Below are 23,375 nucleotides of genomic sequence, written 5' to 3' on the forward strand. Positions count from 1 at the left end.
GCTACGCTGACCGTATGACGTCCGAGGAGCTGCCCCCCACCGCACGCACCGCCGCACCCGGCCTCCCCGAGGTCGCTCCCGCCGGGACACCCGGCGAGCGGGCCCGTGCGCTGCTGAGGCTGCGGCCCTACCGGAAGCTGTGGACCACCCAGCTGCTCGGCGGGACCGCGGACCGGCTGGGCGTACTGCTGCTCGTCCCGCTGGTGGTGGTCGCCGCCGCGCTCGGCGAGCAGTTCGGGCACGGCTACCGGGCCCTCGCGCTCGCCGTCGCCGCGCTCTTCGCCGCCCGGCTGCTGGCCACCGGCCTGATCGGCGCGGCGCTGCTCGGCCCGGTGCACGCACTGGTCGGCGGCCGGATCGACCGGCGCTGGGCGCTGCTCGGCTCCGACCTGGCCCGGGCCGTGCTGATCGGCCTCGCCCCCTGGTGGGCGATCTGGGCGCCGGGCTCCGCCACCTGGGTGCTGCTCGGCACCGCGTTCCTGGCCGGTGCCGCCGAGCGGATCTGGACCATCGGCAAGGCCGCCGCCGTCCCCGCCCTGCTGGCCGTCCCCGAGCAGCCCGGACCGCCGTCCGCCGCCTCGCTGGACGCCGTCCGCACCCTCGACGCCCGCACCGGCTGGGCCGCGCTGCCGCTCGCCGCCACCGGGTTGGTCGCCTTCACCCTGCTCAGCAACGTGCTCGCCGCGCTCGGCCTGGACTGGCTGCGCGACCACCAGGTCACCTGCGCCGCGCTCGGCGCGGCCGCACTGTTCGTCACCAACGCCGCGCTGCTGTACCTCCAGGAGCTGCCCGCCGGGGCCGACACCCGGCCGCGCTCCCCGCTGCAGGGCCTGCGCGCGCCCACCGACGCGACCCCCGGACCGTCCCTGAAGAAGGGCCGCACCGGCTCCGCCCCGTACTTCACCTTCTCGATCGCCGCCGCGTACGCCACGATGGCCGGCGTCGCCTCACTCGGCCTGCTCACCGCCGTCGAGCACCGCGCCGGGCCGATCGGCTACGGCCTGCTGGTACTGGCCGCCGCCGGCTCGCCCGCGCTCGGCATCCGGCTCAGCCGGGCCACCCTCCCGGGCCTGTCCCGCCGCCGGCTGCTCGCGCTCGGCCTGGTCACCGAGGGCGTGGCGCTGATCCTCGCCGGCCTGGTGCTGGACTTCGTCCTGGTGCTGCTGCTCACCGTGCTGGCCGGCCTCGCCGCCGGCGTGGTGATCGCCACCGGCCGCGGCCTGCTCGCCCAGGAGATCGAGGAGATCCGCCTCGGCAAGGTCACCGAGCACCTGTACGCGGTGCTGCGCACCGTGGTCGGCGCCTCGCTGGTCGCCATGCCGCTGCTGGCCGCCGCCTACGGCGAGGTCGCCTTCGGCCAGGAGCGCACCGGCAGCTTCACCTTCATCCACGGAGGGGCCGCGCTGGCCGTCTCCACCGCCGGACTGCTCACCCTGGTGCTCGCCGCCGTCGTCCTGCTGAAGACCGACGACCAGCGCGGCGTGGTCCCGTTCGGCCGGGAGCTGGCCCAGGCGGTCCGCGGCAACGCCGAGATCGCGCCGCACCGGGCGGCCGGCCAGGGCTACTTCATCGCCCTGGAGGGCGGCGACGGCGCCGGCAAGTCCACCCAGGCGCAGGCCCTCGCGGAGTGGATCCGCGCCAAGGGCCACGAGGTGGTGCTCACCCGCGAGCCCGGCGGCAGCCCGATCGGGCAGCGGCTGCGCGCGCTGGTGCTGGACGTCGGCAACACCGGCCTGTCGCACCGTGCCGAGGCGCTGATCTACGCCGCCGACCGCGCCGAGCACGTCGAGAACGTGATCCGGCCCGCGCTGGAGCGCGGCGCCGTGGTCATCACCGACCGGTACATGGACTCCTCGATCGCCTACCAGGGCGCCGGCCGGGACCTCGCCGCCACCGAGGTCGCGCGGATCTCCCGCTGGGCGACCGGCGGGCTGGTGCCGGACCTGACCGTCGTGCTGGACGTCGACCCGGACGCCGCGCGGGATCGTTTCACCGAGGCCCTGGACCGGCTGGAGTCCGAGCCCACCGAGTTCCACCAGCGGGTCCGGTCCGGCTTCCTGGCGCTCGCCGCCGCCGACCCCGCCCGGTACCTGGTGGTCGACGGCTCGCAGGCCGCCGCCGCCGTCACCACCTCGATCCGCCACCGCCTCGACCGCGAGCTGCCGCTCTCCGACCACGAGAAGGCCGCCAAGACCGAGCAGGAGCGGGTGGCCCGCGAGGCTGCCGCCCGCCGCGCCGCCGAGGCGGAGGCCGCGAAGAAGGCCGCCGAGGAGGCCGAGCGCAAGCGGGTCGCCCTGCTGGAGGACCTGCGGCGCGAGCAGGCCGAGAAGGACCGGCTGGCCGCGGAGGAAGCCGCCCGGGTCGCCGAGGAGGCGCGGCTGCGGGCCGAGGCCGACGCCCGGCGCGCCGCGGAGGCGGAGGCCGCGAAGAAGGCTGCCGAGGAGGCCGAGCGCCGGGCCGCGGACGAGAAGCGCCGGGCTGCCGAGGCTGAGGCCGCACGGCTGGCCGCCGCGGAGGAGGCCGCACGGGCCGAGTTCCAGCGGCAGCGGGAGCTGCAGCGCGAGGAGCAGCGGCGCCGCGCCGAGGAGGCGCTGCAGCGCGCGGAGACGGCGCGGCTGGCTGCGGAGGCTGCTGCGGTGGGTGCTGCAACCGGTGCTGCGGCCGAGTCCGGTGACGCGGTGACGGCGGAGCTGCCGCAGGTGGCGGCGGGCGGCGGTGCGGGCGACAAGGCCGACGGCGAGGTGACCCGGGAGATTCCGGAGGCCGAGCGGAAGGCCGCGGTCGAGGCGGCGAAGCGGGCTGACGCCTCGCCGGCTGACGGTGCGTCGGCTGACGGTGCGTCGGGCGGGTCGACGGCGGTGCTGCCCGTGGTGCCTGCGGTGCCGGCGGCCGACGAGACGGCCGTGCTTCCTGCGGTGCCGGGGACGGAGGAGACCGCGGTGCTGCCTGCGGTGCCGGCCGCCGACGAGACTGCGGTCCTGCCCAAGGCGGAGCCGAAGGCATCGCCGAAGCCCGAGGACGGCGCGGCGGACCGGGTGCCGCCGGGGCTGTTCCGCGACGAGGACGACTCGACCCGTACCCGGGAGCTGCGACCGCGTCCGGACTGGGCGGAGGAGACCCCGATGGACGACCTGCCGAGCCTGACCGACTCGCTGCTCGGCTCGCGCGAGGAGTGGGCCCGCTGGGAGGTCGACGCGCCGGAGCCGGAGCAGGACGAGCAGCCGCGCCGTGGGTGGCGCCGCCGCAAGGACTGACGTCCGAGGCTCAGCGGTGGAGTGCTTGGCGACGGGGGCCTTCCGGGGCCCCCGTTCCCGTTGTCCGGGCGGCCGTGTCCGTCGGCGGCGTTAGGCTCGGTGCCGGTGGACGGCGAGTAGGAGCGCGGCGTGAGTGTGTGGGACGACCTGGTCGGGCAGGACCGGGTGGTCGAGCAGCTGGAGGCCGCTGCTCGGGCCGCACGGGCGACGGTGTCGGCCGGGCGCGGCCAGGTGGCGGGGATCCCGGGTGGGAACGCCTCGCTGATGACGCACGCCTGGCTGTTCACCGGCCCGCCCGGGGCGGGGCAGGTGACGGCGGCGCGGGCGTTCGCGGCGGCGCTGCAGTGCACCAGCCCGGACCTGGAGCTGGGCGGCACGCCGGGCTGCGGGTTCTGCGACGGCTGCCACACCGTGCTGTCCGGGAGCCACGCCGACGTGAAGCAGGTGCGGACCGACGGCCTGTCGATCGGCGTCGGTGACATGCGCGCCCTGGTGCTACGGGCCGCCAGCTACCCGACCGGCGGTCGTTGGTCGGTGATCCTGATCGACGCCGCGCACCGGCTGACCGAAGCCGCGGCGAACGCGCTGCTGAAGGGCGTCGAGGAGCCCTCGCCGCGGACGGTGTGGCTGCTGTGCGCGCCGTCCGTGCAGGACGTCCTGCCGACCATCCGGTCACGCTGCCGACTGCTGGTGCTGCGGACGCCCGAGGCGGAGGCGGTGGCGGACATGCTGGTCCGCCGGGACGGCGTGGAGCCCGGGACGGCCCGGCTGGCCGCGCTGGCCGCGCAGGGCGACATCGACCGCTCGCGCCGCCTGGCGGTGGACGAGCAGGCCAGGTCGCGGCGGTCGGAGGTGCTGCGGATCCCGCTGGAGGTCGCCGACCTGGGCGGCTGCCTGGCCGCCGCGCAGCGGCTGGTGGACACCGCGAAGGCGGACGCCGAGGCGCTCGCCGAGACGCAGGACGCCAAGGAGACCGACGACCTGCGGGCCGCGTACGGCGCCGCCGAGGGCAGCCGGGCGCCGCGCGGGATGGCCGGTGCGGTGAAGGAGCTGGAGAAGCGTCAGAAGAGCCGGGCCACCCGGACCCGCCGCGAGACCCTGAACGTGGCCCTCGGCGACCTGCTCGGCTTCTACCGCGACGTGCTCGCCCTGCAGTTCGGCGCGGGCGGCGCCCTGGCCAACGAGGACCAGCGCCCCGCGCTGCAACGGGTCGCCGAGGACGGCCGCCCGGAGAACACGCTGCGCCGGATCGAGGCGGTGCTGGCCTGCCGGGAGGCGCTGGACCGCAACGTCGACCCGCTGCTCGCGGTGGAGGCGATGACGGTGGCGCTGCGCGCGGGCTAGCGGTGCGGGGGGCTTGGTCTGTGTGCGGGGCGTGCTGGGCCGGTCGCTGACGGGTCGTCGGCTGATGCCGCGTCAGGTCGCTCGTTCGAGTGAACGTCGGGAGTCGCCCGTACCGCCCGGGGGCCTCGGGGCGTGACGTCTTGCACCCTGTGCACTGACCACGCCGTTGCGTCCGGCAGCCGGTCCTTTCCCGAGGTGGTGCGCCCATGCCCCGTCCGCTCCTCGTTCTGTTGTTGCTGGTGGCCGCGGTGACGGGCGGGTGGCTGGCCCGGTCGGCGATGGTGCGGTGGCGGGACCTGCGGGCCGCGCAGCGGTACGAGCTGGCGGCGGAGGTCCGGCCGGTGCTGGTGCGGGCGGGCGCGGCGGCGCTGTGCCTGATGGGCGTGAGCGCGCTGGCGGTGGCGGTGCTGCTGGGCCGCCCGTCCGTGGGCGGGGCGCTGCGCGATGCGGCGGCCACCGTCGGTGCGGAGGAACAGCCGGTGGCGGGCAGCGTGGACCGGGCCATGGAGGTGTCCGGCGGGCCGTCGCCCGGGACCTCGGCACCTTCCGCGTCCGCGTCCCCGTCCGTGGCTGTTTCGGTGACGGCGTTCGGGGTGGTCGGGCAGGTGGCCGGCGGGGAGCTTCGGCAGGGGACGGTGGCCGGTCCGGACGGGCGGCCGCGGACGGTGCGGGTGTGGCTGCCGGCCCAGTACCAGCAGGACACGGCGGCGCGGTTCCCGGTGATCGTGCTGCACTCCGGTACGGCCGGGCGGACCGCCGACGCCGATCTGCCGGACGTCTTCGACGGGGTGGCGTCCGCGGTGAAGCTCGGCAAGGCGCGGCCGTTCGTGGTGGTCGCCCCCGAGGCGCCAAGCGGTACCGGCCACCCGTGCGACCTGGTGGCCGCCGCGCCGCAGGCGGTCGCCGATGACGCGGCGCTGCGGACGGCGGTCGGCGCGGCGTTCCGCACCCTGCCGGCCGGTCCGGGCGGCTGGAGCGTGCTCGGCGTGGACGGAGGCGCCCCGTGCGCGGCCGCCGCCGGGCTGGCCCGCCCCGACCTGTACGGCGCCGCCGCCGCGGTCTCCGGCCGGTACGACGCCGCCGCGCTCACCGCGGCCGCGGCCGAGGCCCCGGAGTCGGCGACCGCGAAGCTGCTGCTGGCCGCGGCGAAGAACGACGCCGACGGGCTGGCCGCCGCGCACAAGCTGCAGACGGCTCTGCGCGGCGGCACCGGTCGGGCGGCGAAGGCCGAGGTGAGGATCTCCGACATCGTGCAGGACTACACGGCGGACCGGGAGCGGCTGCGGCTGGTCCGGGTCGCGGTGCAGTACCTGGCGGAGGGGCTGGCCAAGCAGTGACGGGTCCGCGGGGGTTGTCGGGGTCCGGGCGATGGGGGTAGCGCCGGGCGGGTCAATTCCGGTCGGATGATCGGCCAGGCGGGGGTGGGCGGCCGGGTCGGGTACCGGGTGGCGGCGGGGCGGGCCGCTAGGCTCGGGGTTCCGGCGTCGAGTCGGAGTCAAGGGGAGAGGACCCATCCATGCGAGCTGCCCGGTCCCGTCGGGTCGCGTCGGCTGCCGTGTTGTCCGCTGCCGTGCTGCTGTCCGGCTGCACCTCGGGCTCCGCGGTGTCGCCGACGGGTGTGTCGAGTGACGGCCTGCCGGGTGGGGCGGTCGCGCCGGCGGCCGGGGCCACGCCGCTGGAGCCGCTGCCCGCGGAGATCCCGGCCGGCCTCGCCCCTTACTACGCGCAGCAGTTGAGCTGGCAGTCGTGCAACGGCGACTTCGAGTGCACCACCTTCAAGGTGCCGCTGGACTACGCGCACCCCGGTGACGGCCACGACCTGACGCTGGCCGCGATCCGCCGGCCCGCCACCGACCCGGCGCATCGCCTGGGGTCGCTGCTGCTCAACCCGGGCGGGCCGGGCGGTTCGGCGGTCGACTACGTGCGCGCGGTCGCGCCGGGCTACGACGCCGGGGTGCGCTCCACCTACGACCTGGTGGGCTTCGATCCGCGCGGGGCTGGCCAGTCCGCGCCGGTGACCTGTTTGAGCGGCGACCGGATGGACGCGTACACCGCCACCGACATCACTCCTGACAACCAGTCGGAGATCGACACGCTGGTCGCCGCCGACAAGGAGTTCGCGGCGGCCTGCGCGCAGAAGTCCGGCGACGTGCTCGGCCACGTCTCCACCGTGGAGGCGGCCCGCGACATGGACGTGCTGCGGGCGCTGGTCGGCGACCAGAAGCTCAGCTACGTCGGCAAGTCGTACGGCACCTTCCTCGGCTCCACGTACGCGGGCCTGTTCCCCAGCCGGGTGGGCAAGATGGTGCTCGACGGAGCGGTCGACCCGTCCCTCGACTCCCGGGCCGGGAACCGTACCCAGGCGGGTGGTTTCGAGACGGCCTGGGCGGCGTTCGCGAAGGACTGCGCCAAGCGCGAGGACTGCCCGCTCGGCCACAGCGAACAGGAGGTCGGCGACCGACTCAACGCCCTGTTCACGAAGATCGACGCCCAGCCGCTGCCCGCCGAGTCGGGCCGCAAGCTCACCGAGGCGCTGGCCACCACCGGCGTGATCCAGGCGATGTACACCGAGGCGCTCTGGCCCACCCTGCGCGACGCGCTCACCGCCGCCGAGGCCGGCGACGGCGGGGCCCTGCTCGACCTGTCCGACCAGTACTACGAGCGCAGCGCGGAGGGCCGCTACCCCAACCTGATGTTCGCCAACATGGCCGTGAACTGCCTCGACCTGCCCGCTCCGTTCGCCGACCCGACCGCGGTGCAGACCGCCGTGCCCGACTTCCAGCAGGCGTCCGGGCACTTCGGCCGCGACATGGCCTGGATGGCCCTCGGCTGTGCCTACTGGCCGGTCAAGGCCACCGGCGCCCCGCACACCATCCGCGCCGCGGGCGCCGCCCCGATCGTCGTGGTCGGCACCACCCGCGACCCCGCCACCCCGTACGCCTGGGCCAAGTCCCTGGCCGGGCAGCTCGAGTCGGGGCGCCTGCTCACCTACGACGGCGACGGCCACACCGCCTACGGCCGGCGCAACACCTGCATCGACACCGCGGTCAACCGCTACCTGCTCGGCGGCGAGGCCCCGACCACCGGGACGATCTGCTCCTCCTGAGCGGGCCTCCTCCGGTGGCTGTTCATCCTGGCAGGCCTCGGCCGGTGGCTGTTCCTCGGGCTGTCAGGAGTGTTAACGGGTGACGGGGCTGGCGGATAGCATGGCGCAGCCCCTCCCCGTTTCTGAGCCCTGGAGCCCGCCGTGCTCGGAGTCCACGACCTGACCACGTACGTCATCGGCGCGCTGGTCATCGTCCTGCTGCCCGGACCCAACTCGCTGTACGTGCTGTCCGTCGCCGCCCGCAAGGGCATACGCACCGGCTACCGCGCCGCGTGCGGCGTCTTCCTCGGCGACCTCACCCTGATCAGCCTCACCTCGATCGGCGCGGCCTCCCTGCTGCGGGCCAACCCGGCGGTGTTCGCCGTCGTGAAGTTCGGCGGTGCGGGCTACCTGCTGTGGATCGGCTTCGGCATGCTGCGGGCCGCCCGGCAGTTGTGGCGCGAGCGGCACGTGATCTCCGACTCCGCGACGGAGGAGGACGCCGCCACCGACGCCGAGCGGCCGTTCCGCCGGGCCCTGGTGGTCAGCCTGCTCAACCCGAAGGCGATCCTCTTCCTGCTCTCCTTCTTCACCCAGTTCGTCGACACCGGCTACGGCGCCCCCGCCCTGTCCTTCATCCTCCTCGGCGGCATCCTCCAGACCTTCTCCTTCCTCTACCTCTCCCTGGTGATCTTCACCGGCACCAACCTCGCCAACGCCTTCCGCCGCCGCAAGCGCCTCTCCGCCGGCCTCACCAGCAGCGTCGCCCTCGTCTTCGCCGGCTTCGCCGCCAAGCTCGCCGTCTCCTCCGCCTGATCCACCCGTGATCCACCCGCCGACCCGCCGGTACGGATCACCCCCCGAAACTGTGTAGACTGGCCCGCGTTGCCGATGCGACCCTTGACCCCACCAGGCCAGGGCAAACGTCCGGGCAGCGGTGCCGCCTTAGCTCAGTTGGCCAGAGCAACGCACTCGTAATGCGTAGGTCATGGGTTCGAATCCCATAGGCGGCTCATCGAGGCCCAGGTCAGATACTCTCTGACCTGGGCTTTTTCGTGTACATGATCAATTGTGTGGTCTAGACCATGGCGCGTACATGCCAGGAAATTGCCCGAAAATTGCCCGGAGCTCCAGAGTGCCGTCAAGGCGGACTCGGCGGGGCCTCGGCCGCCGAGCCTCGCGGCATCCATCGCACCCCCGCTGCTCGGTGACGGAGCGTGAAATTTTGCACCGATGCAGCCTCCTGGAACGACAGCGCCCGCCAGGAAGAATCTCCTGGCGGGCGCTGTCGGTGGAGGGTCAGGCGACGACGATGCCGGGCCGAGGGTAGACCGCCTTGCGGCGGGGGACGAGCTTCACGACGGCCTCGGCCGCCTCCCGCGCGATGTCGTCCAGGACGGTCTGGTAGATGTCGCGGGTGATGGCCGTGTCGCTGTGGCCGAGCATCTCCGAGACGACCTTGGGGTCGATGCCCGCCACCAGAGCGAGCGTGGCGGCCAGGTGCCGAAGGTCGTGCAGCCGGACCGGCGGGAGGCCGGCCTCCTCCACCAGGCGGCCGAAGAGGTCGCTGACCTTGCCCGGGTGGAGCCAGGTGCCGTCCTCCTCCACGAACATGCGGCCCGTGTCGGCCCATCCGGGGCCGAAGCGGAGCCGCTCCGCCTTCTGCAGCGCCCGGTGGTGTACCAGGACGCTGGTGGTGTCCAGGTCCAGGGCGACGATGCGAACACCGCTGGCGGTCTTCGGCTCGCCCTCCAAGACGCTCCAGCCCAGCTGCACGAGCTGGGTCTCCACCGACAGGGACCGGTTGTCCTCGTCGAAGTCGACCCAGCGGGCGCCGACGCCCTCGCCCCGGCGCGGGCCCCGGAAGCAGAACAGGTGCCACAGCGCATAGAGCCGGTGGTCGGAGACGTGGTCGAGGAACACGCCGGCCTGGTCCGGAGTCCAGACCATAACCGGGGACGGCCTCTTCCCGGTCCGCTCCCACTCGGCGATGCGGGCCGCCGTCCAGACCAGGGCCTTGGGCTTCGGCGCGGTCGTCAGCTCGACGTGCTGCGCGGGATTGAAGGTGATCAACTGCCGGGTGATCGCGGCGTTCAGCGCAACCCGCAGCGTGGCCTTGATGTGGTGCTGTGAGGACAGCCCCGTGACCCGGCGGAAGGGCGGCATGGCGGCGATGGCCTCGCGGGCGGTCCGGCGCGCCGCCCGGCCCTGGATCAGCTTGAGGTCCGCGAGGGCCTGCCGCCGCTGAGCGTTCTGCTCCAGGATCTCCGCGTTGGTCGCGTCGATTCCCTCGAACATCTCGTCGAGGTGCTCAATGGTCAGCTGGTCCAGTCGCTTGTCGCCGATGCGCGGCTTGAGGTGGCAGCGGATATCAACGTCATAGCGCGTCGATCCCGTAGGCCGGAGCTTCTTCTTGCCCTTGAGCCAGAAATCCAGCCACTCGCCGACCGTGATGCGGCTGGTCAGCTTGACCTTTGCCCGCAGCAGCCGGGCAGTGTTCTCCGGGGTCGGGAGCGGCGAGCGCTCCTTCTGGCACAGCATGATCAGGTCGCTGACGCGGGTCAGCGCATCGGGATCGTCCTCGTCCGCCAGGGCGAGGAGCGCCCGGACCCGGTCCAGCTCCTTCTGCGCCTCCTTCGACGTCTCGAAGCCGGTGCGGCGGAACTGTCGGCGCTTGCCCTCGGCGTCCGGGGCGACCTCCTGGCGCACGGACCACTTGCCGTGCGTGGGAGCCCTGAGCTTGGGGCAGGGGTTTGACGCGGTGTAGAGAGCGCCGGTCTTCGAGTCCCGGCAGTAGCACGTGCGGGTTATGGAGCCCTTCAGTTGGGCACCTCCTCTTCCTGGGCGACAAATGCAAGGTGCTCCGGCAGCGGTGCCGGGTGCAGGCCGAGGTCGCGCATTCGTTGACGGGTATCCAGTAGGCGGCGGCAGTCCTCGCGGGCGATGCGCTCCATCTCGGCCGCCTGGCGGGTCAGCTGGTCGTATCTGTCCGACCCGACGGAGGACCTGCCTGCCTGCTCCCGCCACTCGCGGGCGGCTGTAGTGGAGATCGTCGCCGTCTGCACGTCGACCTCGTGCTCGCGGAACATCGCGAGCGTGAAGCGCGGGCTGCCCTCCGGCTCGTTGCCCGCGCCGCCCTCGCCGGTGATCAGCTGAACGGCCTCCCAGCTGGAGAGGTGCAGGTTCGGCAGCAGGTCGGTGGCGGCCTCCGTCCCGAGCGGCACCAGGAGGGAAGCGACAGGCAGGTTCAGCGCTACGGCGAGCGCGAGAACCTCCTCGATCTTCAGGCTGCCGCGCCCGGCCGTCTCGATCTTGTTGATCGCGGTGGGCGGGATCGGCACGCCGAGGTCGGCGCAGCGCCTGGCGACCTCGGGCGCGGAGAGCCCCAGGCGGGTGCGCGCCTCGCGGACGGCTTCGCCCACACGGCGCGTGAGTGGAGTGGGGACCGGCTTGTTCGTCATGGGAAGCAGCATAACTTGGCTTTGCACTGCTCCGCGAGCAAGTGTGGTAGAAGTTTCTCCGACAGAGAACATCCCGCACGGGGGAGCGCTGCTTTGAACGACATGATTGCGAAGGCGCGGGCCAAGCGCTTCTCCCGCGAGGCCCTGGCGCAGCTTCCCCCCGCGCTGCTCGTGGCCGACGCCAACAGGCTGCTGGACCTCACCCGCAGCACCGGGTACCGCATGATCCAGGAGGGCACCTACCCTTGTGCCGTCCTCAAGGTCGGCGACCAGCACCGCGTCGCCACCGCCGACCTTCTCCGGGTGCTGGAGCTGCCCGACCTGTCGCTCCGCAGGCGGATGGCCAGCCTCCCGCCGGCCATCCGCCTGACTGACGCGAACGAACTGCTCAGCCTGAGCCGCACCACCGGCTACAGGCTCGCCCGGACAGGCCAGTACCCGTGCGCCGTGCTGCGGGTGGGATCCGAGTACCGCGTCCGCAAGCATGAGCTGCAACGGTTCCTGCAGGTGCGTGACCTGCCTGCCGAGGTCGCCGCCTGATGAGCCCTGCGAGTGCGACTGCAATGCGGGCCCATCGCGACGATGCGCGGCCAGGCCCGGGTCGGACAGTAGTACGAACTCGTCGCCTGGGCCGACCCCTCGGACGACTACTGGTCCTGGTCGGCCATGCGGGCCAGGACGAGCCGACCCCGGTCGATGAGCACGGAGTCGTTCTTGATGAGGCCGCTGTTCAGGTACGAGATGCCGAGCCGGGTGGTTAGCAGGTGCAGCAGCCGGTCCTCCTCGGCGGTCAGCGGGCGGCCGTACCCGTCGAAGAACGCTGTCTTGAGGTCGGGGCGCTCCACCCACACCGCGGCGTACAGCCACATGTACTCCTCGGCGGCGAGCCCGGGGGCGGCCATCTCGAAGTCGATCAGCCCGAGGATGCCGCTGGGGCTGTCCCAGAGCCAGTTGCGGGTGGCGAAGTCGCCGTGCCGGTAGACCACAGGCACTTGGCGGCCCAGCTGCGGCAGCTCGTCGGCCACGCATCGCACCAGTGCGCGCTGGGCGGCGTCCAGCTGGTCGCCGACGCTGTCCAGGCACGCGGCGGCCTCGTCGGCCTGCTGCGTCATGGACGCACCGATCGCGTCGCGCTCTCGGTCTGTGGCCGGGGCGGAGGCGTCGTGCCAGCGGCGCAGCGAGCGCCCGGCGAGCTCGTACACCCGCTGCTCGTCCTGGAGGTCCAGGGGCAGGGCGCGCACGACGAGGCCGGGCTGCGGCGAGCTCAGGATGGCCTGCAGGCCGGTGTCGGCGGCCAGGAGCTGAGGCGCACCGTCGGGGTCGAGGGCGTGTTCGGCGTGCTGGTAGCCGGTGATCTCGCGCTGGTAGTCCAGGGCGCTCGGGCTGATCTTCACGTACGCGGCCTGGTCGCCGGCGCTGACGCGCCAGACCTGAGACTTCGCCTTGGGCCAGGACACGTCCGCGACCAGGTCCACGCCTGCCAGGTGCTCGTTGACCCACCGCCGCAGGTCGGAGGGGATGGGGGTGTTCTGGGTCATGTTGAGGTGCTCTCCCATTCGCATGGGTGCAGCGGTGGCCCGGCGGGCGGGTCGCTGCGCGGCGGGTAGCGGCGGTTCACCGACGATACCGCCGTCTGGGCGGGATGCGGACGATCGGGCGGCTGATGCTGGTGCACCGCCGGGATCTGCCGGGTTGCTCTCTGTGGAGGCGATGCGAGTCAGCGGATATCGGCGCCACCCAGTCGGGGTCGCTTAGCGGGCGAGTCAGCCTGCGGGAAGGAAGCCGGGCCCCGGGCCCGGCGGGGGCAGCGGGCCAGGGGCCAGGCGCTCCGGCAGCCGGTCGACGCTTCCGTCGGGCCGGTAGTGCGTGCGGTAGGCGTAGGGGTGCCGTCCACCGGGCAGTGTGGCGACGCCTTCGTCGGTCATGGTGCGGCCTTGGATGATGCTGAGCAGCCGCAGGTCGACGTCGGCGGGCAGGGCTGCTTGCTCGCCGGTGGGCGGGCGGCGGTGGCGGCTGGCCATCTCAGGCCCCGACCAGGGCGCGCAGATCCTCCGAGGCATTCCAGCCGTAGGTGGAGAATCCCCGCCCGTCGCCAGCTAGGTAGGCGGTGAGGGCGGCGTGCGAAGTGGGGAACATGGGGGCGGGCAGCGCCGAGGTGTCCATCCACAGGACGGCGAGGTGCTTGTCCGGCTCGGCGTTCGTGAGCTCGCCCCGCCATGAGGTCGCGGCGAAGACCGAGAGCAGGAATGGGCCTTTGCCGTCCCACCCAGCCTTGACCTGGATGGTGTGGACCAGGCGCAGCTCATCGGCAGTGACGATCAGTCCCGCCTCCTCACGCAGTTCGCGGGCGGCTGCTTCGTCGAGTCGTTCGCCCTCCTCGGCCTTACCGCCGGGGATGGTCCAGGCGGGGACCGTGGACCAGGAGTCGTTGGCGTAGAGGACGCAGGCGACCTTGCCTGCCTTCTCGTCGTGGACGATGACGCAGACGGCCTGACGCAGGGACTGCATGGCGCTCCAACCGATAGAGGAAGAACAGGTGTTCACGCGACGGGGTTCGGGTCGCGCAGCAGATCAAGGACGGTGCGGGCGTAGCCGATGACCTCCTCGTCCCTGTGGTGGTCCAGGGCCCAGCGCAGGGCGGCGGGGCAGTCGATCGCGGCCCACGCCCGGCAAGCGGCCTGCTCCTGCGATGTGAGGTCGCGCCCGTACCCGACGGTGAACGCGGTTCGCAGGTCGGCTCGATGGGGTGTGAGCTGGAGGGTGATGCGCATCAGGTCGCGCCGGGCTGGGGCTTCGACGTGGCTGCGTTCGAAGTCGATCAGCCCGAGAGTCAGCCGGTCGTCGTCGCGGCGCACGAGCCAGTTCCGCGGGCCGTAGTCGCCGTGGCAGTAGGCGAGCACGGTGGCCGGCGGCTCGGTGCGGGTGGCCTCGGCCAGGACCTCGATGTCCTCGTCGGTCAGGCGGGCGTCGCGAGCGCGGGCCAGCGCCCGTGCGCGCTCGTCGGCCCAGGGTAGGTACTTGCCGACGGGCGCTCCGGTCGTCGGCTGAGCGTGAATCGCGGCCAGGAGTCGTCCGGCCTGCTGGTACACCTCCTGCTCCTCGGTGGTGGTGAGGGCGGTGCTGATGACCGGGGTTCCAGGAAGCGCAGAGGTGACGATAAGCAGCGACCGAGGGGCCTCGGCAAGCAGAGCAGGCGCTCGCCCTTCGCCGAGCACCGGCGTGAGCAGCCGGTAGGCCGCAGTTTCCCGCTCGTGCATGAGCGCGTTCTTGTGGCGTTTGGCGAACAGGCGGCGCCCGCTGCCGTCGATGACCTCCCAGACGCTCGGGTGCCCGGCGCGGTCGTGGGAGGGCACGCCCAGCAACTCGTAGCGTCTTGCCGTCTTGCGCAGCAGCCGGTCCACGTCGTGGGGGACGGTGGGGGCGCTCATGCCGGCCAGCCGACGGTGGACAGGGCGCTGCCGCGGGTGATCTGGCCGAGTGCGTGGGCGGTGTAGGGCACGGTGTTGGCAGGGAGTTGGTCGAGCGGCCAGAAGCGCAGAGCGCTGCACTTGTGCGGCTCGACGTTCTGGACCTGGCCGTCGTAGCGGGCGGCCCGGAAGAACAGTTGGAGGCGGCTGCGGCCGTCGTCGGCGTCGAGGTGGTGCAGTGTGTGGACGAGCACGAGGTCCTCCTCGGCGATGAGGATCCCGAGTTCCTCCTTGGCCTCGCGCGTCATCGAGCGGGTCACCGGTTCGCCGGGCTCCATGTGGCCGGAGGGCACGTGCCACAGGCCGTTCGCGTAGCCGGTGTTATGACGACGGCCGAGGAGCACGGTGTCGCCTTCGAACAGGACGAGATGGACGCCGACGACCAGGGTCAGCGGATCCGTCCTAGTGGTGATGCCGGCGGCCTGGCCGGTGTCGTTGTTCACGAAGAGCTCCAGACGTAGCTGGTGTTCGAGTATGCGGAGCCGTTCCAGTCGATGAAGGCGGCGCCAAGGGCGCACTCATGAAACGGAGTTGGACGGGTTCGCGAGAGCTGAGGTGACTGATGATGGTGCTGTTCGAACGCGGCACTCAAGCGGATTCCCTCCGGGCGAGCCCGGGTCGAACGGGGACTTTTCGAGCACCCCACGCGCGTGCTCCAACGCCTCCTCCAACCGGCTCCGCAGGGCCTCCGGCAGGGCGGCGGAGCCCAGTGCGCAGGCGGCGAGAGCCCGTTCGAGTGCCGCGTCCTGGATCGGATCGAGACGGCGGCGGACGCCCTCGTGGGTGAGGAGGTCACGCAGTGCGTAGTCGTCGCCGGATTCACCCGTTCGGCGGTCCCGGGGCGGGGAGGTTCACCCGGCGGGCGTATCGGGGGCGCGAAGCATGGCAGTGACGCGCGCCGGAGTCAGATGCGGGGCCGCGGCCGAAGGGCCGAGCGCGCTGAGAGCGGCTGCGAAGAAGCCGCCGGGGGAGGTGCCCTGGCGACGGGTGGGTGCTGAGGACGTCGGCTCTCTGTGGTCGAAAGGGTGCGGCCCTGGCCCGAACGGCCGCCATGGGGTGAAACGCGGTGGGACTCAGCGGGACCGGCGCGTGCCGGTGCGGTACGAGTCGCGTGGGGGTAGGCGGCGGCTGACCACGCGGTCGACGACTCCGAGGGCGGTCAGGGCAGCCGCGGCGAAGATACCGACGTAGATGGGGCGGCCAACCTCGGTGAGGTGCTCCAGCACGTAGATCGCGGAGCCGCCGAGGAAGACGCCGAGTACGAAGCACACTCCCGTGATCCCCAAGCCTCTGGCTCGGCACTGACGATTCACCGGGCCGCACCTCCTAGCGGCAAGGCGAGCGGTTCGGCCGGCCAGGTGGGTTTGATGTCGCTCAGCAGCACCAGCTGAGCCAGGACGCCGACGACGACGGCCTGGGACTGGGAGTCGGTGTTCAGCTCGGACAGCAGCTCCTTGCAGTAACCGCGCATTGTGGGAAGGGAGATACCGAAGTCCGCGGTCAGCTCAGGTGTGCTCCGGCCTCCCGACCAGCCGCGAAGGATCTGCAGCCGCCTAGGGGAGAGGGTGGGCTTGATGCTCAGTGCGCCGCTGGGGTGCACAGGCTGGGTGACGATTCGGTGGGCGACCGCCCAGGCAGCGAGCTGCAGCGTCGTGCGGGTGCCGGTCGTGACGAGCACCGTCTCGATCGCGCTGCGGACGTCGTCGATGCGAAGCCGTGTCTCCGGATCGGCGGCGATTTGCTGGTTGCTGGCACCGGCGGCGACCAGCACAATCAGCCGGCGTTCCGAAGCGGTGAGGGCAGGCAGCGGATCGGAGGGCACGTGGTCGTCTCCAGCGGAGTGGTTCGGGCTCACAGGTCGTGCGGGATCGGTGCGGCGGGCGCGGCCAGGCGGAGCAGCAGGCGCGGCCCGAGCCGTTCGGCCTGTCCGGTGCCGACGACCAGGACCAGGTCGCCCTCGGAGACCATGTCACCGATCAGCTGTTCAGGGCCCGGCTCGGACGGGCCAGAGAGGACGCGGTGGACCGCACCGTCGCCGAGCCGCTTCCGGGCAGCCTCCTCAATGGCGTCGAGCGGGTCAGGCACGGTGTGCCCGGACAGCGTCGTGGTCACCGGGAGGAGCAGCACCTGATCGGCGCCGCCGAGGACGCCACCGGGTACCGCTGCGTCCGGGCCGCCGAGTGCGCTGCCGATGTCCGTCGCGTGCGTGCTGGCGCGGGCGATGCCGTCGGGCGCCAGGGCGACGATCAGGGATCCTTCGGTCAGCATCCGGGCGGCCTCGACGTCTTGGGCGATCTCGCGGGGGTGCCGGGCCCTGGAGTCGACCACCGTCACCTGGCGCTCGGTGCCGAGGGTGACAAGGGAGCGTTGCACTCCTCGGAAGGAAGCGGCCCGCTCGGCGACGGCCTGCGGGTCCTCGCCGAGCACCAGGGCGGTGGCGATGGCTGCGCACAGAGCGAGGACATGGTGGCGGCCGGCCACCGGGAGGACGAAGGGGTGGTCCGCCTCCTGGTAGCGCAGGACGACGCGGAAGTCCGTGCCGGTCCAGCGCGGAGCCATGATCCATACGGTCGAGGCGGGGTCGGTTCCGACGGTGACCACCCGCTGGCCCTTCGTGGGACGGTCGCTGAGGCGCTCACGCAAGATCACAGTGCTGTTGTCCCAGGTCGGCAGGACGACGATGTCGGAGAGGCGCGCGAGGTGATCAGCGGCGTTGAGACCGGCGATGTTGTCCTCGTAGTGGGGGGCGTTGGCGCTGGTGCACATGATCAGGGCGGCGCTGAACTTCGGCTCGCTGTGGAGGAAGTGCGGGCTTGGCCGGTGCTGCCAGCTGGTGGGCGGGGCGGCCTCGTGGGTCGTGTTGTCCGGGCAGTAGTCCGTGACGACCCGGTGCCCGGCGGCATGCCCGGAGGTGCCCCCGCAGGAGGGGGCGTTGAGAATCCAGCCGGTGTGCCCGTCGTCGAGGAGATGGGCGAGCGCGGCTGCCGCGGTCGTGGTGCTGTGGCTGCCCGCCACGGCCACGGCCCCACTGCCGGCCTGGCGGGAGATGGCCTTGAGCGCGACGGTCCGCGCGAGGATCGGCAGCCGCAGCGTCTGGGCGTGGTCGAGCTCGGGGTGGGGCCCGGTGAAGACGCCCGACCACACCACCGCCGTCCGGTCGGTGCGCACGTGCGCGGCGTCGAATCCGACGAGTACTCGGACGCCGGCCTCGACGAGGGAGGCCACGACTGGGCTGTCCCATTCGGACGAGAGAACGCTGCCGGTGACGTCGGCTCCGGCCTCTACGAGCCAATGGGCCAGGCCCTCCATGCCGGGCGCGCCGATGTCGACGAGGTGCACCGCTGTGAGTAGGGCGGGCAGCGCCGGACGCGCGCTCGTGCCGGAATCGCTGATGGGATGTGCGGTGGGGTCCATGGTGTTCTCCAGCTGGGCGTCAGGTGTGGGGGTGTGGGCCGGGCCGGTGCCGGGGAGGAGGACTCGACCCGACGCCGGCCCGGGGCTCATGCCTGGGCGAAGCCGCGCGCCACTTCGGCGTCGGTGACCAAGGCGGCGTGGTGCTCCAAGTCCATGCGGGCGACGCGGGCCAGGTGCCGGACCACGGGCTCGCCCAGCAGTTCGCCAGCCAGCGAGCTGGTTTCGAGCGCGCCCACGGCCTCCTCCAGGGACTGCGGCACCAGCGGCGCATCACGCTGCTGGTAGGCGTCGCCGCAGGTGGCGGGCGGGGGCTTGAGACCGGCCGCGATGCCGTGCCGGATTCCGGCGCAGACCGCTGCCAGGGCGAGCATCGGGTTGGCATCCGCGCCCGGCAGGCGCACCTCAAGCCGCAGGCTGCGGCCGTGGCCGACCACCCGAACCGCGCAGGACCGGTTGTCCCGGCCCCAGGTGGACCGGGCCGGAGCGAAGGAGTGGTCGGCGAGACGCCTGTAGCTGTTCACATAGGGCGCCCACAGCGGGGCCACTTCGGGCAGCACGGTCAGCAGCCCGGCCACCGCCTGCTCGCCCAGTTCCGACAGCTCCGTTCCGTCCCCCGGGTCGGCGGCCAGCATCGGGCGGTCGTCGAAGTCGGCCAGCGACACGTGCAGGTGCATTCCTGAACCGACACCGGTCGCGGGTGCGGCCATGAACGAGGCCGCCAGACCGGCGTCCTCCGCGACCGTTCTCGCGGCGTGCTTGAACAGCACGTGCTGCTCACACGCTGCCACGGCCTCCCCGTACGGGAAGGTCACCTCGACCTGCCCCGCCGCGCCTTCGCCCTTCACCGCCTCGACCGGCAGACCGGCTCCAGCCAGAACCTGGCGGAGCCTGCGGCCAACCTCCCGCACCGCAAGCGGCTGGTCGAGGGCGTAGTCTCGACCGTCCCAGACAGCGGGGCGAAGTCCCCGCCAGCCGGCTGCCGCTGCGTCGCGGGCGGTTCCCTCGTAGAGGACGAACTCGGTCTCGATGCCCACGGCGGGCACGACGCCAACCTCGGCGAGCCGGTGCAACTGCTCGGCCAACACCGTTCCCGGAGCGAGCGGGTGGGGCCACCCGCCGCTTATCGGCTCGACGAACACCAGCGCGGTGTCCGGCAGCCACGGCAGCACCCGGGCCTTGCTGGTGTCGGGCAGGAGAGCGACGTCACCGAACCCGGTCTGCCAGGAGAACGGCCCGGTCGTCGCCGGGACCATGCCCAGGTCGGTCCCGAGCACGTAGCCACACATCTCCGGGGAGAGCTCCCCCGACCGCAGGCGCTTCACCAGCTGGGCCGCGTCGAACTCCTTGCCCTTGAGTCGCCCCTGTGTGTCGACGGTCGCGAGCAGCACGGTGTCGATGCCGAAGGCGTCGACCAACTGGTCTAGCCGACCCGTCGGCAAGCCGGTGACCATCGCCGTGGGCCTGGCCACGCGGGAGCGGGCGGCACGCACCGTCGGCCTCATACGATCAACGCCTCCGCCCGGGCCAGGTGCGGGTCCGCCACCACCGGCACCTGGAACTTGGAGCCGGCCATCCGCCACCACACCCACGCCAGGGCGAGGACCACGAGCAACGTGACGGGCGCGTAGTTGAACGTCTCAGCAGTCACCGGGGCGCGTTGCGGCAGGCACACAAGGACTGTCAGCACGACCACCCACAGCACTGCGGCGACCCCGATCGGCTTGCTCCACCGGCCCAGATTCCACGGCCCGGGGACGAACCGGTCGCCCTGCCGCAACCGAAGGTAGACCGGGATGATGTAGCTCGGTGTCATACCGATCACGTTCACCGCGGTCACCGCGCCGTACGCAACCGGGCTCCACAGCGAAGGCACGGCCAGCACGAACGCCGCCACGACCGCCAGCCACACCGCCGGCACCGGGACGCCGTTGGCCGCGACCCGGCGCCAGGTCGCCGACCCGGGCAGAGCTCCGTCCCGGGAGAAGGCGTAGATCATCCGGCTCGCGGCAGTAGTCTCCGCGCTGCCGCAGAAAAGCTGGGCGCCGATCACGACCAGCAGCAGGATCTTCGCGCCGGTCGCGCCGAGCGCGTCCAGGAAGATCTGCGCTGGCGGCACCGCGGCAGCGGCCGTCCCGGTGTAGTCCTGCACAGCGAACAGAAGCCCGGCTAGCAGCACGAACCCGGCCAGCAGCGAGACCCAGATCGAGCGGACGATTCCCCGGGGCGCGGCTCGGCGGGCGTCCTTCGTCTCCTCCGACAGGTGCGCGGAGGCGTCGTAGCCGCAGAAGGTGTAGCCGCCCAGCAGCAGGCCGATCGCCGAGACGTAGACCGGGTTCGACCAGCCGGTGCCGTTCTCGAAGTGTGTGAACACCCAGCCCACGGACTGGTGGTGGGAGGGCACGACGGTCAGCAGACCGACGATCAGGGCGACGCCGAGCAGGTGCCACCACACCGAGACGGAGTTGAGCAGGGAGACCACCCGGACTCCGACGACGTTCAGCAGCGCGTGCAGCAGCAGCACTCCCGCGAATATCGCCAAGATCAGTCCCGCCGTCGGGGCGACGCCCCACTGGAGCCCGGCGAACGCGACGATGAACGACGCGGCGCCGTAGTCGATCCCGGCGATCCCGCCCAGCAGACCGAGGAGGTTCAGCCAGCCGGTCACCCAGCCCCACCGCGGGCCGCCGAGCCGCTGGGCCATGTAGTAGAGGCCACCCGAGGTCGGGTAGGCGCTGGTGACCTCCGCCAGTGACATGCCCACGAGCAGCACGGCCAGGCCGACGGCGACCCAGCCCCACATCATCACGGCCGGCCCGCCTGTCACCAGCCCGAACCCGAACAGCGTCATGCAGCCGCTGAGCACCGAGATGACGGAGAACGACACGGCGAAGTTGCCGAAACCACCCATCCGCCGCACCAGTTCGGGCTCGTAACCGAGTGAGCGAAGATGGTCGTCCTCGGGCGCGGGTACGGTGTTCTCGGGCCAGGACATGGCAAAACCTCCGTAGGAGAGTAGCGATGGAGCCCGACACCGTGCCGGGCGACAGGACGAGTGGCGGCGGTTAGCCAGCGGCGGCATAGGACTGCGACATCGCCGTCCGCAGCAGGTCGCCCGGCTGGTGCGACAGGCTCTGCCAGGGCGAAGCCGAGATGAACGGACGCATTGCGGCGAACACCTCGGCCGCCTCCTGGCGGTGCCGGGTGGCCCAGAGCGCGTGGGCGAGGTGGCTCTCGTCGAGGACTGGCCAGTGGCCGCCCTGGCTTCGCGCCGTCTGCCAGTGCGTGAAGGCGCGCATCACGGTGGCGCGGACCGTCTCCTCGTTCGTCCACTGCAGTTCGACCGCGTCCTTGCGCTCGGCTCGGCGGTAGCGATCGACGTACAGGTACAGCGGCAGCGCGTGGAGGGCGGAACCGCCAGGGGCGCTTGGCAGGTAGGCGGCCACGAACTCGGTGGCCGGGCCGTTCTCGCCACGGGATAGCCAGAAGCGGAGCATTCGGTGGAACGCCTCCCGACCCCACAAGTCCGTCCGTCGGGCCTGCTCGAACAAGGCCCAAGGGCCGGGCGGGAGCATCTGGTCGGGGGCTGGAACACGGTGTTCCGGTCGCGCCTGCCTTGGGTCCAGCTGTGCCAGGGTGAGGAGTCCGAGCCACGGCACGGGGTCGCCGGCCAGGACCGAAGCCGCCTGCCAGCACCATTGCCGTGCGGTGTTCTCGAAGGCCGCGGCGTCCTGCGAGTCAGGTTGCCGCTGGCTGGCCAGCAGAGCACGGTCGACGGCGACCCGGGCGTGCAGCGTGTTCAAGCCAAAGGCATCGGGTTCCTCATCACCCCAGCGCTGGAGGACGTTGGTCTGCCCTGCGACCGTCCCGAGAACCTGTGTACGTGCCGCCCACAGGCCAGCGTCGCCCCAGGAACGGGCGAGCAACACGCGGGTCGACCACACCTGTCCCTGCCGCAGTTCCTCCACTGCCGCCCGCAAGGCGCTGTCATGGCCAGCCGGGTGCTGCACGAGCTGATCGGCCCCAGCTGTCGGTGCTGATGGCATGACGATCCCCCTTCGCGAGCTGTCGGTGTGCTTCCGTGACCGCCAGGTGGCCGTGGGCGTCGAATCGCTGGTGAGTGCGACCAGGCAAGCCTTCGGTTGGGCAGCTGGGAAATGTCAGGATCACTTCAGGTGGTGCGCTTCGGTGATCGGTAACTCACTGTCTCGTCATGGCCGAAACATCGCTACGACAGAGGGGCGTCATCTGCGGGCTCGCGAAGTCAGCAACGGATCATCGAGGTGTCATCTCGTCAGATGCCGCGGTAGGGCTTGCCTTTGTCGGGTATTGCTTGAGCCAGGCGCTTCCCGCGTAGGCGGTGGCTGGGCCAGGTTGAGATCACGGGGGCGGAGGCTGCGGCATGGCGAGTAGGACGCTGTTGGGTGCCCTGATCGAGAGGCAGGGATGGGAGTTCCTGGACTTTCTCAGGGAGTTCCGCAGTGCCGGCAACGAGCTGGCTCGCAGCCTCAAGGACACGAGGTTTCGAAACCTGGACATGTCGGAGGCGACGTTCAGGCGCTGGGTCGCTGGAACGGTCAGTCGTCCGACGGGTGTGTTCGTGCAGGTGATTCGGCACATGTTCGACAACAGGCCGATCGCCGAACTCCTGGCGCCACCCCGTGAGGGAGACCCGACCGCACTATCCCGGCAAGACCTTGAAAGAGAACTCGCGATGACTGCACGTGAAGCATCCGACCACGCCGCTTCAGTCGCATCAGCCTTCCTCTCAGACCTGTCCATAGAGCAGGTCCAGGACGAAGTCCGCCGACTCGCCCGCACCTACAACGATCGGGCGCCGTTCGACGTGCTCCGTGAGGCCCGGAAGCTCCGGACGGATGCGGAGGGGTTGCTGGACCGGACGCACATTCCCGAGCAGCGTCAGCACCTGCTGATCGCGATCGGCCAGACCACAGCGCTACTCGCCATGACGGCCTTCGATCTCGGCTCACTGGGCGAGGCCACACGGCTGGCCCGCTCCGCCGGTCTGTACGCCGAGGCCACCCGCTTCAACCCCCTGGCCGCGTTCGCGGCCGGCACGCTCGGCATGCTCTCCTACTGGGAGGGCCGCCCCAGCGAGGCGATCCGCTTCATCCGCCAAGCCCAGTCCTTCTCCGGCGTCGGGGCGACCGGCCGAACGCGCATCGCTGCCATCGAGGCCAGGGCTTACGGACATCTCGGCGACCGGCAGCGGGCGACGGCCGCGGGGGGGGGGGGGGGGGGGGGCGCCCCCCCCCCGCCCCCCCGCGCCCGCGTCGAGCATCGGGTGGTGTTGCGTTTGGTAGCTGTCAGTCTCGCCCCGACTCCCCGCCCC

General features: G+C 72.1%; 19 protein-coding genes, 1 tRNA gene and 1 pseudogene. 8 read left to right on the forward strand and 13 right to left on the reverse strand.

Annotation, left to right across the window (positions count from 1 at the left end; all coding sequences use genetic code 11):
- Positions 1 to 14: 14 nt before the first annotated feature.
- From tmk to AB0K51_RS15460, 6 genes are all read left to right on the forward strand, one after another.
- On the forward strand, positions 15 to 3,254 hold the full coding sequence (gene tmk / locus AB0K51_RS15435) for a dTMP kinase (protein ID WP_363454613.1): 3,240 nt from the start codon (positions 15 to 17) through the stop codon (positions 3,252 to 3,254).
- Between the two features lie 129 nt (positions 3,255 to 3,383).
- A complete protein-coding gene (locus tag AB0K51_RS15440) occupies positions 3,384 to 4,598 on the forward strand; it encodes a DNA polymerase III subunit delta' (protein WP_363454615.1) in 1,215 nt (404 codons plus the stop codon).
- Between the two features lie 206 nt (positions 4,599 to 4,804).
- Positions 4,805 to 5,935, forward strand: coding sequence for a hypothetical protein (locus tag AB0K51_RS15445; protein ID WP_363454617.1), 1,131 nt, complete (start codon positions 4,805 to 4,807; stop codon positions 5,933 to 5,935).
- A gap of 179 nt (positions 5,936 to 6,114) precedes the next feature.
- Complete coding sequence (locus AB0K51_RS15450; RefSeq protein ID WP_363454619.1) at positions 6,115 to 7,704, forward strand: alpha/beta hydrolase; 1,590 nt, start codon at positions 6,115 to 6,117, stop codon at positions 7,702 to 7,704.
- Between the two features lie 141 nt (positions 7,705 to 7,845).
- Positions 7,846 to 8,499, forward strand: coding sequence for a leucine efflux protein LeuE (leuE, locus tag AB0K51_RS15455; RefSeq protein ID WP_363454621.1), 654 nt, complete (start codon positions 7,846 to 7,848; stop codon positions 8,497 to 8,499).
- A 123-nt stretch (positions 8,500 to 8,622) separates the two neighbouring features.
- Positions 8,623 to 8,696, forward strand: a tRNA-Thr gene (locus tag AB0K51_RS15460).
- A gap of 286 nt (positions 8,697 to 8,982) precedes the next feature.
- Here AB0K51_RS15460 and AB0K51_RS15465 read toward each other — a convergent pair.
- On the reverse strand, positions 8,983 to 10,392 hold the full coding sequence (locus AB0K51_RS15465) for a tyrosine-type recombinase/integrase (RefSeq protein ID WP_363454623.1): 1,410 nt from the start codon (positions 10,390 to 10,392) through the stop codon (positions 8,983 to 8,985).
- Between the two features lie 110 nt (positions 10,393 to 10,502).
- Positions 10,503 to 11,144 carry a helix-turn-helix transcriptional regulator gene (locus AB0K51_RS15470; protein ID WP_363454625.1) on the reverse strand — a complete coding sequence of 214 codons (642 nt, stop codon included), beginning with the start codon at positions 11,142 to 11,144 and terminating at the stop codon, positions 10,503 to 10,505.
- A 93-nt stretch (positions 11,145 to 11,237) separates the two neighbouring features.
- Between AB0K51_RS15470 and AB0K51_RS15475 the strand changes: the two genes are divergently transcribed.
- Positions 11,238 to 11,684, forward strand: a complete 447-nt coding sequence (locus tag AB0K51_RS15475; RefSeq protein WP_363454627.1) for a helix-turn-helix domain-containing protein — start codon at positions 11,238 to 11,240, stop codon at positions 11,682 to 11,684.
- 107 nt (positions 11,685 to 11,791) lie between these two features.
- Here AB0K51_RS15475 and AB0K51_RS15480 read toward each other — a convergent pair whose 3' ends face one another.
- The 11 genes from AB0K51_RS15480 to AB0K51_RS15530 form a co-directional block, all read right to left on the reverse strand.
- The gene (locus AB0K51_RS15480) at positions 11,792 to 12,682 is read right to left on the reverse strand and encodes an aminoglycoside phosphotransferase family protein (protein WP_363454629.1); all 891 of its coding nucleotides are present in this window, start codon (positions 12,680 to 12,682) and stop codon (positions 11,792 to 11,794) included.
- A 225-nt stretch (positions 12,683 to 12,907) separates the two neighbouring features.
- Positions 12,908 to 13,165 carry a hypothetical protein gene (locus tag AB0K51_RS15485; protein WP_363454631.1) on the reverse strand — a complete coding sequence of 86 codons (258 nt, stop codon included), beginning with the start codon at positions 13,163 to 13,165 and terminating at the stop codon, positions 12,908 to 12,910.
- A 1-nt stretch (position 13,166) separates the two neighbouring features.
- The gene (locus AB0K51_RS15490; RefSeq protein WP_363454633.1) at positions 13,167 to 13,652 is read right to left on the reverse strand and encodes an NUDIX domain-containing protein; all 486 of its coding nucleotides are present in this window, start codon (positions 13,650 to 13,652) and stop codon (positions 13,167 to 13,169) included.
- A gap of 32 nt (positions 13,653 to 13,684) precedes the next feature.
- Positions 13,685 to 14,572: an aminoglycoside phosphotransferase family protein gene (locus AB0K51_RS15495; protein ID WP_363454635.1), complete on the reverse strand. Its 888-nt coding sequence runs from the start codon at positions 14,570 to 14,572 to the stop codon at positions 13,685 to 13,687.
- Positions 14,569 to 15,054: an NUDIX domain-containing protein gene (locus tag AB0K51_RS15500; RefSeq protein ID WP_363454637.1), complete on the reverse strand. Its 486-nt coding sequence runs from the start codon at positions 15,052 to 15,054 to the stop codon at positions 14,569 to 14,571. Before AB0K51_RS15500 ends, AB0K51_RS15495 begins: the two co-directional genes overlap by 4 nt.
- A gap of 630 nt (positions 15,055 to 15,684) precedes the next feature.
- Complete coding sequence (locus tag AB0K51_RS15505; protein WP_363454639.1) at positions 15,685 to 15,882, reverse strand: hypothetical protein; 198 nt, start codon at positions 15,880 to 15,882, stop codon at positions 15,685 to 15,687.
- A gap of 38 nt (positions 15,883 to 15,920) precedes the next feature.
- Complete coding sequence (locus tag AB0K51_RS15510; RefSeq protein WP_363454641.1) at positions 15,921 to 16,433, reverse strand: hypothetical protein; 513 nt, start codon at positions 16,431 to 16,433, stop codon at positions 15,921 to 15,923.
- A 29-nt stretch (positions 16,434 to 16,462) separates the two neighbouring features.
- A complete protein-coding gene (locus tag AB0K51_RS15515; RefSeq protein WP_363454643.1) occupies positions 16,463 to 18,025 on the reverse strand; it encodes a Mur ligase domain-containing protein in 1,563 nt (520 codons plus the stop codon).
- Positions 18,026 to 18,111: 86 nt separating this feature from the next.
- On the reverse strand, positions 18,112 to 19,440 hold the full coding sequence (locus tag AB0K51_RS15520; protein ID WP_363454645.1) for a glutamine synthetase family protein: 1,329 nt from the start codon (positions 19,438 to 19,440) through the stop codon (positions 18,112 to 18,114).
- 83 nt (positions 19,441 to 19,523) lie between these two features.
- Entirely contained in the window at positions 19,524 to 21,017 is a 1,494-nt protein-coding gene (locus tag AB0K51_RS15525; RefSeq protein WP_363454647.1) for an amino acid permease, read from the reverse strand.
- Positions 21,018 to 21,087: 70 nt separating this feature from the next.
- Positions 21,088 to 22,068 carry a hypothetical protein gene (locus AB0K51_RS15530; protein WP_363454649.1) on the reverse strand — a complete coding sequence of 327 codons (981 nt, stop codon included), beginning with the start codon at positions 22,066 to 22,068 and terminating at the stop codon, positions 21,088 to 21,090.
- Positions 22,069 to 22,442: 374 nt separating this feature from the next.
- On the opposite strand from AB0K51_RS15530, the pseudogene AB0K51_RS15535 reads away from it, so the two are divergent.
- A pseudogene (locus tag AB0K51_RS15535) lies at positions 22,443 to 23,375 on the forward strand (hypothetical protein); the annotation flags it as partial.

This window comes from Kitasatospora sp. NPDC049285 (genome assembly GCF_040678815.1).
GTDB lineage: Bacteria > Actinomycetota > Actinomycetes > Streptomycetales > Streptomycetaceae > Kitasatospora.

What these genes read in the sequence shown, in the direction of transcription:
- tmk (WP_363454613.1), top strand. Translation starts at nt 15, where the DNA reads ATGACGTCCGAGGAGCTGCCCCCCACCGCACGCACCGCCGCACCCGGC.
- AB0K51_RS15445 (WP_363454617.1), top strand. Translation starts at nt 4,805, where the DNA reads ATGCCCCGTCCGCTCCTCGTTCTGTTGTTGCTGGTGGCCGCGGTGACG.
- AB0K51_RS15450 (WP_363454619.1), top strand. Translation starts at nt 6,115, where the DNA reads ATGCGAGCTGCCCGGTCCCGTCGGGTCGCGTCGGCTGCCGTGTTGTCC.
- AB0K51_RS15470 (WP_363454625.1), bottom strand. Translation starts at nt 11,144, where the DNA reads ATGACGAACAAGCCGGTCCCCACTCCACTCACGCGCCGTGTGGGCGAA.
- AB0K51_RS15480 (WP_363454629.1), bottom strand. Translation starts at nt 12,682, where the DNA reads ATGACCCAGAACACCCCCATCCCCTCCGACCTGCGGCGGTGGGTCAAC.
- AB0K51_RS15485 (WP_363454631.1), bottom strand. Translation starts at nt 13,165, where the DNA reads ATGGCCAGCCGCCACCGCCGCCCGCCCACCGGCGAGCAAGCAGCCCTG.
- AB0K51_RS15490 (WP_363454633.1), bottom strand. Translation starts at nt 13,652, where the DNA reads ATGCAGTCCCTGCGTCAGGCCGTCTGCGTCATCGTCCACGACGAGAAG.
- AB0K51_RS15495 (WP_363454635.1), bottom strand. Translation starts at nt 14,572, where the DNA reads ATGAGCGCCCCCACCGTCCCCCACGACGTGGACCGGCTGCTGCGCAAG.
- AB0K51_RS15515 (WP_363454643.1), bottom strand. Translation starts at nt 18,025, where the DNA reads ATGGACCCCACCGCACATCCCATCAGCGATTCCGGCACGAGCGCGCGT.
- AB0K51_RS15525 (WP_363454647.1), bottom strand. Translation starts at nt 21,017, where the DNA reads ATGTCCTGGCCCGAGAACACCGTACCCGCGCCCGAGGACGACCATCTT.
- AB0K51_RS15530 (WP_363454649.1), bottom strand. Translation starts at nt 22,068, where the DNA reads ATGCCATCAGCACCGACAGCTGGGGCCGATCAGCTCGTGCAGCACCCG.